Here is a 14714-nt window from a genome sequence, read left to right as displayed (position 1 = left end):
CAATGGCAAACAAGGCAGCCCGGGCCGTCTGGGCGATGCTCACCAAGAAACAGGAATACCGGCAACCCGCGTTCTAAGCGCACCAGTTGCCTACGAGATGCAAGACGTTGAAGTGATGATGCGGAATTAAGTCAACCAAGAGCAAGGACACTCCGGGAATGGCAGCGGCCCTTTGAGGTCGATAAGCCGATTGGAACCTCGCTTGCGGAACTCATCAGGGCCAGTGGAGGCAATGCCAAAACATAAACAGGCCGGACAGACGACGGTACTGACGAAAATAACCGCAGAAATTGCCAGAAAACGCTTGCAATGCGGGAGCCACCCACAGATGCCGTTCCCTTGAACACGCCGTCGCTGCGGTGCGGCCCGTCAGACCGGCCATTCGTGCATCGCGCAGCATTTTTCGAGTGTGAAAGTCGGCAGAGCGGACAAAGAGGCCTTCCCAATCAGGCCTTGAACATTGCCGAGTTCAGTTCATTCGCTGGATCAATTGCCGCCCGGGGTTCTTTCTCCCGGTGAAGGTCTTGTCCCGGCTGTTCCGGCGTTTGTTCCTCGAAGGCTTAGCCAGATTGCACAAGGCTGGTAAACTGACCTTCTTCGGGGACTTGGCCGGACTGGCCGCCCCCGAGGCCTTCGCAACCCATCTCGCGCCACTGCGCAAAGCTGACTGGGTTGTGTATGCCAAGCCACCCTTCGGCGGGCCGGAGGCCGTGCTGGCCTATCTCAGCCGATACACGCATCGGGTGGCGATCTCCAACCATCGCCTGGTCAGTGGGGACGCTGATACGGTGACCTTCCGCTGGAAGGACTACCGCATCACACGCGGCGATCGCATGAAGGTCATGCGCCTGCCCATGGGCGAGTTCATCCGGCGGTTCCTGATCCATGTCCTGCCATCTGGCTTCCATCGCATCCGCCACACAGGGGTCATGGCCAATGGACTCCGTCGTGACCGGATCGTGGAGATCAGGCGTTTGCTCAATACAGAACCCGAGACGAAAAAGACTGCGACAGATGAAACCGAGATCAGTGAACCCGACGATCCGAACGCGCGCCAGCCTTGCCCGAAATGCGGCGGCACCATGATCGTCATGGAGACCTTCCTGTGCGGCCAAACCCCGCAATCCGCGCACCGCCATGGGAGGACGCCGCATGATCAACCAATCACACTCGGCCCTGCGATACCCGGGCGCCGGACAAGCCACCGCGCCCAGTCAGCCAAAACCAGAACCGACACGGGCCTATGATGGCGGCAAGCACAGCAAATCGGTGACGTCAGGAAACAAAAACCAGTTGACCTACGCCTCTCCTGACATGCTGGCATGTCGTTCGATGCATCGAATGCAGCAGCCGTAACGCACAGTACCCATAACACCAAAATCCACCCGCGCTTTCCTCCTTGTCAGATTTGTCGCCACTGCAGTTCACGCTGACAGCAGCCACAAATCTTTAACCCAACGTCTGCAAACGCACCTTGATCCCTTTTCGTCGCCGTTTTCCAGCAAGGTCGACGAGTCGTCTGAACGTTGGACACTCCATGTGGGACGGAGCCGGGCAGTCGGCCACATGGCGAAGGGTATCGCGCAGCACGGTTAGCTCTCCAATGTGCCGATCAAGTTCATCTGCACGGTCGTGCAGGTCCTTCCTTGGCAGGTCGGGCTTGCCGTCTCGACCGAACATTGCCGAGATGTCCTCAAGCGAGAAGCCCGCCGCCTTCCCCATCGAGATCAGCGCAAGCTGCAACAGTACATCGGGTTCGAACTGCCGTCTCAGCCCGTGTCGAGCGACCGAAGATATCAGACCAATCTCCTCGTAATAACGCAAGGCCGATGCCGGGATACCGGCCTGTCGTGACACCTCGCCGATATCGATCAGTCTCATGCTTGACCTCAAGTTGGCTTTAATTCGTAGGATGCCTCCCTGAAGCGATTCTCGCAAGTGGAGTACACAGATGAAGATTCTTGAATCATCGGAGCAAAAGGCTGCGCAGCGTGGGGTGATGCTGTGTCTTTCGCTGTCCATGGTACTGGCCTCGCTGAGAACCAGCATCGCCAATATCGCACTCCCGACGCTCGCGTTGGCCTTCGACGTGCCGTTTCATTGGGTGCAATGGGTTGTGATCGCCTATTTGGTGTCGATCACGCTTTTCGTTGTGATCGCAGGACGTCTCGGGGACGTTTTCGGTCGGCGGCGGATGCTTGTGCTCGGTCTGGTTGTGTTCTCGCTGGCTTCCGGGCTGTGCGGTCTGGCCTCCAGCCTATGGATGCTCGTCGCGGCGCGGGCGCTCCAGGGGATCGGCGCGGCGTTTTTGATGACGCTCACCATCGCACTTGTGCGAGAGACAGTCGGGACCGAGCGTGTCGGACAGGCCATGGGCTTGCTCGGCACGATGTCGGCAGTGGGCACGGCGCTCGGCCCGTCACTCGGCGGTGTGCTGATCGGCGCGGTTGGATGGCCTGCGATCTTCTTGGTTCTGGTTCCGGTCGGTCTGCTGGCCGCCGGATTGGCTTTGCGGTTCCTGCCAGCGGTCGCGCCGCTCGAGAAAACGCCGCGATTGAATGTGTCCGCTCTTGGCAAGAGTGGCGTACTTCCCGGCCTGGCAGCCAACCTTCTGGTGGCGAATGTCATGATGGCCACGTTGGTGGTCGGGCCGTTCTATCTCGCCGTCGCGCTCGGCCTGCAAGAGGCGGTTGTCGGTCTCGTAATGTCGGTCGGGCCGGTCCTCTCGATCTGCACCGGCGTGCCGTTAGGTCGGTTGGTCGATCGCTGGGGGACCCGGCGGGTTCTGACGCTCGGACTGGGAACCGTTGCCGCCGGAGCTCTTTCGCTGTCGGTGTTGCCCGCGACGTTCGGCGTCGTCGGCTATATTGCGGCAATCGCGATCCTGACGCCGGGATACCAGATGTTCCAATCCGCCAACAATGTGATGGTGATGGCAGACGTGTCCGCCAACCAGCGCGGCGCGGTGTCTGGCCTGCTTGGACTGTCGCGCAACATCGGCCTCATATCCGGGGCGTCCGTCATGGGAGCCGTCTTCTCAGCCGGCGTCGGAAGCGTCGCTATTGAGGATGCCGCCTCCGGTGCGATTGTCGACGGCTTGCAGATCACGTTTCTGCTCGGCGGACTGTCGATCTTGGTCGCGCTATGGTTCACACGCCGTCTCGCGTCGGATCACGCCTGACGGTAGTCGGCTCCTTCAGCGGGGCGTGCAAGCCGCCGTTCATTCCCGCCGCAGTATCATGCACTCTGGGCTCACAGCCGACCTTCTTCGCGATTGCACCAAAGCATGTTACTCTGAACCGCCAACGTGCAGTTGGCGTTGTGGTGGATTGTGGCGGATTGGAGGAACCACCATGACCATTGCAAACTTACCTGCCATTCGCGCATGCCGTTCAGCATGGAACAAGGGCCGTGTCGTCGGGCAAAAGCGCCCACTGATGCCGAAACATGTTTGGGCCATTCGGGTTCGCCTCGAGATTGCCGAGAACCATCGGGACTTGGCACTCTTCAATCTGGCCATCGACAGCAAACTACGCGGATGCGATCTGGTGAAGCTGAGGGTCGCCGACATCTATGCCTCAGGACAGGTCAAAGAACGGGCCTCGATCATCCAAAGCAAAACCCAAAGGCCGGTGCGTTTCGAGATCACCGAAGGCACCCGTAAGTCAATTCTTCGATGGATGGAGGAGCCCTTGATGGTCGGCTCCGAATACCTTTGGCCTGGGCGCTTTCACGAGCGGTTGCACATTTCGACCCGGCAGTATGCACGTCTCGTGCGCGAATGGGTCAAATCCATTGGGCTCAATCCAACATCATTTGGGACGCATTCGATGAGGCGCACCAAAGTCGCTCACATTTACCGCAAGACAGGCAATCTTCGCGCGGTTCAACTTTTGCTCGGGCATACCAAGATGGACAGCACCGTTCGATATCTGGGTGTTGAACTTGAAGACGCACTCGCAATCTCGGAAGCCATTGAAATCTGATTGCAAAGGCCGTCTTCAAGGACGGCCCTGAGCCGACTTTGGCCAACCAACAAGGCGCTGCGGTGCAGCTTTCCCGGTGCAGGCGTTCGACACAGCGTGCAACATTGTGGATGGCCCCGAGTCAGTAGTGCGGACTTAGCCGCTGTTGCTTACGCGCGTGTCGACGATCGAAACGTCCCCTCTAGAAAGTCGAGGAAAGAGCGCACTGTCGGGTTGCCGCTCCGGCTTTTCGGCCAGATCGCGGTGATATTGCTTCGGTCCACGGCCAAAGCTTCAAGCACAGGCAGGAGCTCGCCCCGTTCGACATGAGGGTGTGCAAGCAAAGTTGATGTCATTCCGATCCCCGCGCCACTTAGCAGGACCGAAACGAGAGCATCACTCGCGTCCATGGTCATCACCGCATCGGGGATGATCTCGACGATCCGGCTGCCGCATTGGAAAGGCCATCGGAGCAGCTGGCCCGAGCTCTGGAACCGCAGCGCGACCGTATCATGGGCGACGAGGTCGGAGGGGGTCTGGGGATGGCCGCGCTCGGCCAGATACTCGGGTGAGGCGAAGCAGCACAATTTCTGCGATGCCAACTTGCGTGACATAAGTTGCGAATCCGCCAAATCACCGATCCGAATGGCGACGTCTATCCCTTGGTCCACGAGATTGACGATTTGATCGCTCAACCGCAGGTCAATCGTGACCTTCGGATGCTGTCTGCGGAACGCCGCAAGTGCGGGCGCGACGACGTGGATGCCCAGGGGCAGCGGTGCCGCGACCCGTAACCGACCGGAGGGTTCGGCCCGCAGGCTGGTGGCGGCCTGTTCGATGTCCTCAGCCGCCTCGATCAAGCGCAGGGCGCGCTGGTGTAGGTCTTGGCCCTCGGTCGTCAGTGTCAGGGATCGCGTCGTCCGAGTGAACAGAGACACGCCAAGCTGGTCCTCCAAGCGGCGCACGCTCTTGCTCACAGCCGAGGGGGACACCGATAGCGACCGCGCCGCAGCAGAGTAACTGCCCAAAGATCCGGCCCGAGCGAAGGCGATGAGGCCGGTCAGGCGTTCTAATCCAATTTGTTCCATTATGGCACAACTATAGTTATTTCATGAGGTATTATTAACTTATAGCGCCATCTGTATCTACCCCTCATCAGCGAACATGGATCAAAAGGAACAGCCAATGACCCAGATGATGAAAGCCGCCCGCCAGCACACCTTTGGTGGACCAGAGGTGATCGTATACGAAGATGCGCCGGTTCCGGAACTGGCGCCCGGCGAAATCCGTATCCGCGTGAAGGCCGCCAGCCTCAACCCGCCCGATTGGTATCTGCGGGACGGCTACCGGGCTTTGCCGCCCGAATGGCAACCCGAGGGGAGCTTTCCGCTTATCCTTGGGACCGACGTATCAGGCGTGGTCGATGCGGTGGCCGAGGGGGTGACAGGTTTCGCCCTCGGGGAGGAGGTCTACGCGATGGTGCGCTTCCCCGAGGGCATGATGGGGCAGTCCATGGGGCACGCGGACTATGTCACGGCCCCGGCGGACCAAGTGGGCCGGAAGCCTGCAACGATCCCCCATGCCGCCGCCGCAGGTGCTCCAATGTCGCTCCTGACCGCCTGGCAGTTTCTGATCGAATTGGGGCATGAGGTGCTCAACCCCTTTCAGGCAGAGCCCCATGTCCCCGTTCCTTTGAAGGGCAAGCGGGTGCTGGTGAATGGTGCTGCCGGGGGTGTCGGGCATCTCGCGCTGCAGGTGGCCAAATGGCAGGGCGCGCATGTGATCGCCGTCGCCTCAGGGCGGCATGGGGAGCTGTTGCGCGATCTTGGTGCGGATGAGGTCGTTGACTACACGCAGGCCAAAGTCGAAGACCTCTATCGCGATCTGGATCTTGTGATTGATTGTGTCGGTGGCGCGCCCGCTGCGCGGTTCCTTGAAACGCTGGCTCGCGGTGGGGCTCTGTTCATTGTCAACCCTCTGGGCTTTGACGGCCATGCCGAGGCCAGCCGCCGCGGCATTACCGTATCCGTCACGCAGGTGCGCTCCAATGGCGCACAGCTTGATGCGGCGGCGTCCCTGCTGGGCGACGGGACGATCCGTGTGGTCATCGACTCCGAATTCTCGCTGTCAGAGGCCGCACAGGCCCACGCCCGCGCCGCTAAAGGGCACATTCAGGGCAAGATTGTTCTGAAGATCGCCTGACGTACAAATACCTCCGAATGCCGATGACCAGATCGGCGTTCGGAGGCCATTCAAGGATCATCGAAATGACAAACGACACCAGACTGCTTGCAGGCAGCCGCCAATGGCTGACAATGGTTGGAGAGCAACTGCAAAAGGCCGCGCAGCGCGCCGGTCTCCCATCTGATCTGACCGTTTCACTGGTCGAACGCTACAGCGATGGGGACGAGATCGCCCCAGGATTGGTTCAGGGCCTCCGGTTTGATATTCGATGCGGCGCTCCCTCCTACCGAATCGGCGCTTATCCAGAGGAAAAGGGCGACATCACGGTCGAGGTCACGTCCGAGGCGGCACGCAGGCTCAATCAGCTCATTAGCACGGATCCCGCCTATGCTCACGCCGTTAAAGAATACCTGAAAAGTGGTGCTCTGCGTATAGACGGTGACCCCGCGGAACTCGGTGCATGGTTTGGGTCGGTCCATGACGATATCGTTCGCCGGACGGAGTTAAACGTCTTAAATTGACCTCGGCCTACTGAAAAGCATTGTGATCATTGGCCCGCGACGGGGTGTTCCGGGCTGATACCATAACCTGCTCCTGCCTAGACGCGGCGGTCGTGCGAGGGTCTCGCCCCTCTCTTATTTCATTGAAATATTTATATTTATTACGCGCAAGATGAACGCCCGATGCCCGCCACACAGTTGCTGACCAGATGTTGCGTTGCAGCTCGTCGTACATCGTGCAGCATTTCCTAGATCAGATGCCGCTCTGCGGGACAGAACCGCCGCCGCCTGCGTCTAGGTTCGCGCCTTTGAGGCACTGATCTCAACTGCGAGCTGTTGGCATTTGGCGTTGGCCCACTCATGCGCATCGACACCGAACAGAAGCCGGCGCGCAGGTTCGGGAGACGACGCTTCGGCGATGATCAGGGCAGACAACCTTTCGGGATCGTTTTGCTGTGCGCCGTTTGCTTGGGTGATAAAGGTTCGGAAGCCAGCTACCGCGTCAGCGTAATCCGCAACTTCTATATCCCCCTGCCGCGCAGTGGATGGATCAAGGAAGTTCGTGCGCATCATCCCCGGTTCCACGATAAGAGAGCGGATACCAAGCGGGGCGATCTCTTCGGCGAGACCCTCCATCCAGCCTTCGAGCGCGAACTTGGACGCCGAGTAGACCGATCCACCGGGGTTCGAGACCAGACCGTTCACCGACGAAATGGTAACCACGAGGCCCGAGCGCTGCCGGCGCATCGTGGGCAGCACCGCGCGCGCCACGTTCATCGCGCCGAAGAGGTTGATCTCGAACTGGCGACGCACGTCCTCCTCCGGGATCGTCTCGAACCAACCAAGCTGGGCGCGGCCGGCGTTGTTGACCAGAACGTCGATCCGGCCGAACGTCTCGATCGCTGCCTCATGTGCAGCCGAGGCCGCCCCGGGATCGGTCACGTCGAGCGGCAACACGAGCAGGCGGTGGTCGGAGGCGGAGAGGCTTTCTGCAATCCCGTCGACTGACTGGCTGGTCGCAACGACCTTGTCACCGGCCTTCAATGCATCGCGAGCGAGCAGATAGCCCAGCCCTCTGCCTGCTCCGGTGATGAACCATACCTTGTCTGTCAATGTCAGCTCCTCTTGTTTGCTGACGTTTGATTAGCATACCTATACACATCGCGATTATAGCCTTAATTATTGTAGGACTAAGTAGCAGGAATACTGAATGGATCCGCGCAGATTTTCCGACCTCTTCATCTTCAACCGGGTTGCCGAACAGCGCAGCTTTACCGCGGCGGCGCGCAGCCTGGGGGTTACCCAGTCAGCCGTCAGCCAGACCGTCAAGCGTCTTGAGCGGGAGATGGGGCTCAGGTTGCTGTCACGCTCGACACGCAGCCTTGCCCCGACTGCAGCGGGCGAACGGCTGCTCGCCACGCTCTCTCCGGTCATCGCGGAGATCGGCGCAGAGATCGAGGCTCTTGAACGGCTGCGCGAAGAACCGGGCGGGCGCCTGCGCGTGACCTGCGGAAAACATGCTGCGGATACGCTGGTCTGGCCCGCCTTCTCGCGGCTGATCGCGGCCCACCCCGAGATCGAGGGCGAGCTGAGCGTGGAGGACAGGTATGTCGATATCGTCACCGAGCGGTTCGACATTGGGATACGGATGCGCGATGATCTGGAGATGGACATGGTCGCCATGCCTGTGGGGCCGCCCCTGCGCACGGCGGTCGTGGGCGCGCCGCGATATCTCGATATCCGCGATCCGCCGCGCGCACCGCGCGACCTGTCGGCGCATCGCTGCATCGGCTTCAGAAACGCGGGCGGCACCTTGTCGCCGTGGTCGTTCGAGAAAGACGGAAATGCGGAAACGGTAAAGGTCTCGCCTTCCGTCATCGTCAACGACGGCGACGCGCTCGTAGGGGCGGCCTGCGCGGGGCTGGGGCTGGCTTACATGCTCGAAGACCTTGCCACGCCATTCCTAGAGAGCGGAACGCTCGTCGAAGTCCTTGCCGACTGGTGTCCACCGTTCTCAGGCTATCACGCCTTCTATTCGAGCCGCCGCCGCCCGCCCCGCGCATTCACCCTCTTTCTCGAGGCTCTGCGCGAGGAAGCCAAGAAGGGAACTCACGGGTAAACGGGGCAAAGCCATTACTGAGCTTTTATGGCGTGATGCCAATCACGTTTCATCTCATTTCTTTCTCATGGTGATCTTTGCGAGGGCCGCCGCGTTTCCTTCGAGTGCGGTCTTGCTCTGCGTCCAAGCCGTGGGCTCGATGGCAAACGTGCTCCTCAACCAGGCCAGCGTCAACCGGCACGTCGCCTCAAGCGCGTCGGGGACTTCGGCTTCGGTTTCGCGGGCGTCCCACCCTGCGATGCCGCCAAGGCCATGGCCAACGCCATTGATCGTCAGCAGAGCATCGGCCCCGGGTGCATCGTGGAAGGGATCGGCATGCCATTCCGGGCCACGGGGCGTGAAATGCGGGTCGTCTTCCGCTCCGCAGACCACCAGGGTCGGAATGTTGATACCACTGAAATCCACGTCGAAGAAGGGAAAGCGCTCAGCACTTTCAGGTGTCAGATCGGCGCCGCCCCGGCCCGGAGCCGCCAACAGGATACCGGCACGGATGCGCGGATCGGTAAAATCCTCGCCTTGCAGACGCGCACCAAGCAGAAGGCCGCAGGTGAAGCCGCCGAAGGAATGCCCGGCCACGGCAATCCGGTCATGGTCCAGCCGCCCGGTCACGGCCGGGGCTTGCCGCTCGATCTCGGCCAGTTGGTCGAGGATGACGCGTATTTCATCCACCCTCTCGCGCCAGAAGAACGGCCCATTGGGCAGATCGGGGTCCAGCCCGCCGACCCGGGAGCTAGCTTGGGTTGGCTGAATGACGGCCAGCCCGCGTTCGGCCCAAAACTGGGCAAGCGGGGCGTAGCCGTCCTTGGATGGAATATAATTCGAGGGGCCGAAGCCATGCGACAGGATCACAATGGGCAGGTTGCCCCCGGTCGCCGGTGCGGTGAGGCGCAGCTCAAGCGGCTGGCGTCCCGGCATAGGCAGCCGGATTGGTGTATAGGCTACGGTGATGCCCGACTCTGGCGCTGGGAGAGCGCGGGACAGGTTGATCAGTCTGTTCATGGGAAAGTTTCCTTTTCTAGAGGATGGACGCCGCATCTTTGCTGCGGCGTGTGGATCAGGATGGTGCAAGGCCTTCTTCGCGGAACCAGGTTTGGGCATCCGCGCCACGGCATTGCGTCGGACGGACGTTCCCGGTGCGCTACCGGGCCACACCAGCCGGGCGCGGATGCCGAATTCAGCCGTTTCCAATACGTTGAGCATGCCAACGCCAGCATCGTTCACCAGCACGTCGATCTGGCCCGCGCGGGAAAGCGCGAGGGCGATGCTTTCGGGATCGGTCACGTCCAGGGACAACAATTGCAGGCGGCCCAACGGCAGAGGGGCTGCGCGGCGATAGCCTGACCAAAACCGGAGGAACAACCGGTGATGAGGATACAGGGCATTTCAGATCTCCTTTACTGTTGTGAAAGGGAGATAGACTTCGCGAGGCGGTCGTTCTATATATGCAAGTCCACAATCATTCATCAATCGTCCAAATCCATGCTCGAAAGTGTCTCAGACCCTCTTTCCAGTGTCGTTACCTTGCTTAAACCGACGGTCTCCATCTCCAAGATGGTTGAGGCCGGTGGCCAGTGGCTGGTGGCGCGGCGCGACATGGCCAGCCCCTTCTACTGCGCGATGGTCGAAGGACGGTGTCAGTTGAAGGTCACCGGGCGCGATCCGGTCACGCTGACGGCTGGCGATTTCGTGCTGATTCCCCACCTGCAGGGCTTCACCATGTCCAGCGAAGTGGCTCCGTCCCCACATGCGCCGCACCTGCCGCTTGAAACCGGGCCAGGGCAGTTCCGGCTTGGCTCGCGCGCGGCCTCGGTGGATGTTCGCGCCCTTGTCGGGCATTGCCGTTTCGACACGCCGGCAAGTGACCTGCTCGTGTCGCTGCTGCCAGAGATGATTCATGTCTCAGGTCATTCCCGCCTGACCGCCCTGGTGCCCGTGATCCATGAGGAAACCCGCGCCGACCGACCGGGGCGCGAGATGATCCTGGAGCGATTGCTGGAGGTCCTGCTGATCGAGGCCTTGCGTTCGGGCCCTGCAACGGCCCTGCCACCAGGTCTCTTGCGCGGCCTGTCAGACCCGCAATTGGCGAGTGCTTTGCGGTGTATCCACGCCGAGGCAGGCGGTGCCCTCTCCGTGTCGGACTTGGCCAAAGAGGCGGGTATGTCGCGGTCAAGCTTCTTCGAACGGTTTCGAAAAGAGGTTGGTCGCGCGCCGCTGGAATATGTGACCGACTGGCGCATGGCCGTTGCCAAGACTTTGCTGCGGCAGGGCAGGTTGAACAATACCGAGATTGCTCTCAGGGTCGGTTACGGGTCCGCCAGTGCGTTCGGACTGGCTTTTATGCGGCACGAGGGCTTGTCACCTGGCGCGTTTGCAAGCAAGCACGGGCGTTAGGGCGAGGGCTGCAAACGGATGCCGATGATCTTGATGTGAGCGCCACCAATCGTTATGCAAAGTGCGAATTTTGTTGAAAAAATCTTTGCTGCATCTGCAAACTGCTCAGAAAGCAGGAATGTATAAACGGCAATCTCGGCCCAGACCTGCCGTTCGTGCCAGACGCAGCGCATGACCGGTCCCAGCCCGGAGCGGACCAACAGCCAATGGCACGAATCTGCGATAGCTGACCTTGGCCACGCACGTCGCGAACTGGTAAGGTGCGGACTTTTCTGCCGTTGACGGCCCCGAATATCCGGCCTAACCTCTGCCGGTCTGAAACAGGTTAGGCTCGGGAAGGTTGGCCCGGCCCCCGCCCTGCGTGTCCTTCCGTTGCAAGGCAACGGCCCAAGACTATCAAGGCGTCTGCGCGGTGCAGATGCCGATAGAAAGGGCATGACATGAAACCCAGAATTTCCGTACTGACACTCGGCGTAAGCAATCTCGAACAGTCGCTTTCTTTCTATCGCGACGGCCTTGGGCTGCCGACGAAAGGCATCATCGGCCAAGAATTCGAACATGGTGCGGTGGCGTTCTTTGATTTGTCTGGGGGTTTGAAACTTGCCCTCTTTGCACAGGCCAACATTGCCCACGACACCGGACTGCCGGTGCAGCCGGTCAGCTCGACCGCCCTTACCATCGGCCACAACGTGTCACGGCAGGAAGAAGTCGATCAGTGCATGGAAGCTGCGGCGCAGGCAGGCGCCGAGGTGATCAAATCCGCCCAAGGCACATTCTACGGTGGCTACGCGGGCTATTTCCGCGACCCTGACGGGCACCTCTGGGAAATCGTCTGGAACCCGAATCTGCTTCCGCCGGAGGATTGAGCCGTCATCCGGAAGCCGCTGGCCCTTTTAGGGTCGGCGGCAGATTTGGGCTCTTCACGTCGATGCATGTGCGCCGCCTTGGCGTCAGCTATGCGGGACGAAGTGAGCTTTCGCTGCAGCTGCGCCAAGGTCCGGTTTATTAGAACACTGCTGAACATGGCGCATTCGCAGCGTGTGCCATAGGATAGGGTTAGAAGCTTAGCAACACCAACGACGGCATTCACCCGTTGCACAAAGAGGCCGTAATGCTCAACAGGTTTGTGATCTTTCTTGCAATTGCTTTCGCAGGAAACAGCGAATTGCATGCTGAGGAATTCTGCGCTGTGCCTTTGGCGGTCGGTGGTGGAGTTTCCACCGAGCACTGGGGTTCCCAAACAGAAGTTCTTACAGTGCCGGGATTTGCGAATTCCTTTATCAAACTTGGGCGAAATGACATTCTGACCATCAAAGATGGTGCTTTGACCGTATTTGATGGGCCACCGCTATCAAACTGGAACCGCTTGATGCCGAAAATCATAATTGATCGGCAAGGAGAGACTTGGGCTTATACAACGATACGCAACCCCGCGCTATTTCGGCTCACAGCGAGTGGAGAGTTTGAGCGTCACGGCTTTTCCAATTTATCTGATCTGGATGCATTGACAGACCCGGATTGGCGGCGAACACATTCTGATCGCACCGACCGACGGCGACTTGCCCGCGATGGCCCGTTGTTCGCCGTAAAATCAGGTGATCTTTACAGGATTGTTGGAACCCTACCAACAAAAGTCAAAATGCCGCCGGGCTGGGACCCCCGAATGTCAGCCCCGATAGATTTTGACGGGCTGGGGGAGTTCGCAAATGTTGGCGGTAGAATTTGGTTTCGAACGGGCTCAAATCCCTCCTGGGAACAGGTGGCGAGAATAAAGGATCTGCAAAGCCTCTATTCTCAATCGCCATTTGCGATGTTTGATGTCTCGTTTGACGACGATTCTGGTCGCCTGCTTCTTCTGTTGGAGGATCGTGCCCTTGTTGGTCGCTTCGATGCTGATCTTAAGAAACCGGTATTTGACTATCAGTTTTCCGGAGACATCGTGCTCCACCCAGCATCGGGGAGAGTCCTTGTTTGGGCACGCGAGCCGTTGACACAAGGCTGGAGAGATGCACCGACTCGGTTCACTGAAGAAGAAGGGCTCTGGGAGATGAGCCCTGAAGTTCCAACGAAAGTCAGCGGTTTTCAAGCGAAGGCGCGTCGAGTAAGTGGAGGCATCCCGTTTATGAGCTTCGTGTTTCATGAACCATCTGGACTGACTTTGACCAGCCATAGTCATGGTTTTGCAGCTTACGACGGCATAAATCTGTTTGATTTGCCCGAGTTGCAAACGCGCCAACGCGGAGTAGATGACACAAGAAGACTCCGCAAAATTGGAAACTCATATTTCGCGAAGAGCCATGAGACTCTGGTGAAAATACAGCCGGATTTGAGTGTTTTGGAAATAGTGCTTCCGGAGCCAGTTGAACGGCTCTGGGACATCGTTTTCAGCGACGCGTTGGGCAGTTACTTTCTATTCTCCTCTGGATGGGAGAATACTTACAGCACGAAAGACTTTGTTACCTTCAGCGCAGTGAGAAACGCGCCACTTGGCATTAGAAGCCTATCTGGAGATGTGGCTTCTGCAAATGGTCTTCTGGGTAACTCAGATAGCGATACTTTTCTAATCCAGTTCTGCGGAGAACCAGCGGACCAAAAGTGAACCTTTCACTGCTGTCGCAAAAAATAGTAACTATTTCTGCTTAGTCATCAAATAGAATTCCACAGAAGAAAAATGTCCCGATTGTAAAGTGTATCGTGCTCTCTCAGAAGCGGTCACTTACGCAGCGTGCAGCATCGGTCAGATTGGGCGTATTTTGTTGAAAAACTCGTGCTTGATCGAAGCGTAAGTTGCTGATTCAATTCTTCTGACGGGCGGGAGGGTTTGACGATGATGGGGCCGAGACAGGAAGCACAGGCAGCACTTTTCTACGAGTTCTCGCTTGAGGATCATGTCCCGCAAGACCACCTGCTGCGATCGATCGACCGGTTTGTCGACCTGAGCAGCATCCGTGCCCATTTGGCGGATTTCTACAGCCACACCGGCCGTCCCTCCGTCGATCCCGAGCTGCTGATCCGGATGCTGCTGGTCGGATACTGTTTCGGCATCCGGTCGGAACGACGGCTCTGTGAGGAAGTGCATTTGAACCTGGCTTATCGCTGGTTCTGCCGTCTCGATCTGAACGATCGCATTCCAGACCATTCGACCTTCTCAAAGAACCGCCATGGCCGTTTCCGCGAGAGCGAGCTGCTGCGCCATCTGTTCGAGACGACAGTTGCACGTTGCATCGAAGAAGGACTTGCCAGCGGGCAGCGCATGGCAGTGGACGCCAGCCTGATCGAAGCGGATGCGAACAAGCAGAACTCAACCCCGAAGGAAGAATGGGATGCGTCGACCATCGATCCGGCAGACGCGGGGCGCGCGCGCGGTCCGCGAGTATCTCGACACGCTCGACGATGCCGCATTTGGCGCTGCCAGCGATGTCCAGCCCAAGTTCACCTCGCATTCCGATCCGGCCAGCCAGTGGACTGCGGCCCGCAAAGGGCCTGCTTTCTTTAGCTATTCCGACAATTACCTGATCGACACGGATCACGGTGTTATTTTGGACGTCGAAGGCA

General features: G+C 59.2%; 14 protein-coding genes and 2 pseudogenes. 11 read left to right on the top strand and 5 right to left on the bottom strand.

Annotated elements, in window-relative coordinates; all coding sequences use genetic code 11:
* Window positions 1-479 precede the first annotated feature (479 nt).
* A pseudogene (locus tag BLT54_RS21655) lies at window positions 480-1156 on the top strand (IS91 family transposase); the annotation flags it as partial.
* The gene (locus tag BLT54_RS23185) at window positions 1153-1356 is read left to right on the top strand and encodes a hypothetical protein (RefSeq protein ID WP_083351945.1); all 204 of its coding nucleotides are present in this window, start codon (window positions 1153-1155) and stop codon (window positions 1354-1356) included. The pseudogene BLT54_RS21655 and the gene BLT54_RS23185, both read left to right, overlap by 4 nt.
* Before the next feature lie 93 nt (window positions 1357-1449).
* Here BLT54_RS23185 and BLT54_RS21650 read toward each other — a convergent pair whose 3' ends face one another.
* Window positions 1450-1881 (bottom strand): helix-turn-helix domain-containing protein, encoded by a 432-nt coding sequence (locus BLT54_RS21650; RefSeq protein ID WP_074647503.1) that lies wholly within the window; start codon window positions 1879-1881, stop codon window positions 1450-1452.
* 70 nt (window positions 1882-1951) lie between these two features.
* Between BLT54_RS21650 and BLT54_RS21645 the strand changes: the two genes are divergently transcribed.
* Both BLT54_RS21645 and BLT54_RS21640 read left to right on the top strand, forming a co-directional pair.
* Window positions 1952-3181: an MFS transporter gene (locus BLT54_RS21645; RefSeq protein WP_074647502.1), complete on the top strand. Its 1230-nt coding sequence runs from the start codon at window positions 1952-1954 to the stop codon at window positions 3179-3181.
* A 172-nt stretch (window positions 3182-3353) separates the two neighbouring features.
* Window positions 3354-3986 (top strand): tyrosine-type recombinase/integrase, encoded by a 633-nt coding sequence (locus tag BLT54_RS21640; RefSeq protein ID WP_074647501.1) that lies wholly within the window; start codon window positions 3354-3356, stop codon window positions 3984-3986.
* Between the two features lie 149 nt (window positions 3987-4135).
* On the opposite strand, the gene BLT54_RS21635 is transcribed toward BLT54_RS21640, so the two are convergent.
* Window positions 4136-5053, bottom strand: a complete 918-nt coding sequence (locus BLT54_RS21635; protein ID WP_074647500.1) for a LysR family transcriptional regulator — start codon at window positions 5051-5053, stop codon at window positions 4136-4138.
* Window positions 5054-5150: 97 nt separating this feature from the next.
* Here BLT54_RS21635 and BLT54_RS21630 point away from each other — a divergent pair, with 97 nt between their 5' ends.
* Together BLT54_RS21630 and BLT54_RS21625 are read left to right on the top strand one after the other, a co-directional pair.
* Window positions 5151-6167 (top strand): NADP-dependent oxidoreductase, encoded by a 1017-nt coding sequence (locus tag BLT54_RS21630; protein WP_074647499.1) that lies wholly within the window; start codon window positions 5151-5153, stop codon window positions 6165-6167.
* A 65-nt stretch (window positions 6168-6232) separates the two neighbouring features.
* Window positions 6233-6670: a hypothetical protein gene (locus BLT54_RS21625; protein ID WP_074647498.1), complete on the top strand. Its 438-nt coding sequence runs from the start codon at window positions 6233-6235 to the stop codon at window positions 6668-6670.
* A 273-nt stretch (window positions 6671-6943) separates the two neighbouring features.
* On the opposite strand, the gene BLT54_RS21620 is transcribed toward BLT54_RS21625, so the two are convergent.
* Window positions 6944-7762 carry an SDR family NAD(P)-dependent oxidoreductase gene (locus BLT54_RS21620; RefSeq protein ID WP_074647497.1) on the bottom strand — a complete coding sequence of 273 codons (819 nt, stop codon included), beginning with the start codon at window positions 7760-7762 and terminating at the stop codon, window positions 6944-6946.
* Between the two features lie 97 nt (window positions 7763-7859).
* On the opposite strand from BLT54_RS21620, the gene BLT54_RS21615 reads away from it, so the two are divergent.
* The gene (locus tag BLT54_RS21615; RefSeq protein WP_074647496.1) at window positions 7860-8768 is read left to right on the top strand and encodes a LysR family transcriptional regulator; all 909 of its coding nucleotides are present in this window, start codon (window positions 7860-7862) and stop codon (window positions 8766-8768) included.
* 54 nt (window positions 8769-8822) lie between these two features.
* Here the strand turns inward: BLT54_RS21615 and BLT54_RS21610 are convergent, their stop codons facing one another.
* Complete coding sequence (locus BLT54_RS21610) at window positions 8823-9767, bottom strand: alpha/beta hydrolase family protein (protein ID WP_074647505.1); 945 nt, start codon at window positions 9765-9767, stop codon at window positions 8823-8825.
* A gap of 480 nt (window positions 9768-10247) precedes the next feature.
* Between BLT54_RS21610 and BLT54_RS21605 the strand changes: the two genes are divergently transcribed.
* Window positions 10248-11159, top strand: coding sequence for an AraC family transcriptional regulator (locus BLT54_RS21605; RefSeq protein ID WP_074647495.1), 912 nt, complete (start codon window positions 10248-10250; stop codon window positions 11157-11159).
* On the opposite strand, the gene BLT54_RS22720 is transcribed toward BLT54_RS21605, so the two are convergent.
* Window positions 11156-11332 carry a hypothetical protein gene (locus BLT54_RS22720; RefSeq protein ID WP_176832950.1) on the bottom strand — a complete coding sequence of 59 codons (177 nt, stop codon included), beginning with the start codon at window positions 11330-11332 and terminating at the stop codon, window positions 11156-11158. The two genes, BLT54_RS21605 and BLT54_RS22720, sit on opposite strands and share 4 nt — an antisense overlap.
* A 267-nt stretch (window positions 11333-11599) precedes the next feature.
* Here BLT54_RS22720 and BLT54_RS21600 point away from each other — a divergent pair, with 267 nt between their 5' ends.
* The 3 genes and pseudogenes from BLT54_RS21600 to BLT54_RS21590 form a co-directional block, all read left to right on the top strand.
* On the top strand, window positions 11600-12025 hold the full coding sequence (locus tag BLT54_RS21600; protein WP_074647494.1) for a VOC family protein: 426 nt from the start codon (window positions 11600-11602) through the stop codon (window positions 12023-12025).
* Between the two features lie 245 nt (window positions 12026-12270).
* Window positions 12271-13758 carry a hypothetical protein gene (locus BLT54_RS21595; protein WP_074647493.1) on the top strand — a complete coding sequence of 496 codons (1488 nt, stop codon included), beginning with the start codon at window positions 12271-12273 and terminating at the stop codon, window positions 13756-13758.
* Between the two features lie 228 nt (window positions 13759-13986).
* Window positions 13987-14714: pseudogene (locus BLT54_RS21590) on the top strand (transposase); the annotation flags it as partial.

This window comes from Celeribacter baekdonensis (genome assembly GCF_900102315.1).
In the GTDB taxonomy this organism is placed as follows: Bacteria; Pseudomonadota; Alphaproteobacteria; order Rhodobacterales; family Rhodobacteraceae; genus Celeribacter; species Celeribacter baekdonensis.
The sequence above is the reverse complement of the archived record's forward strand: the minus strand, read 5'-3'. Positions and strand labels throughout refer to the sequence as shown.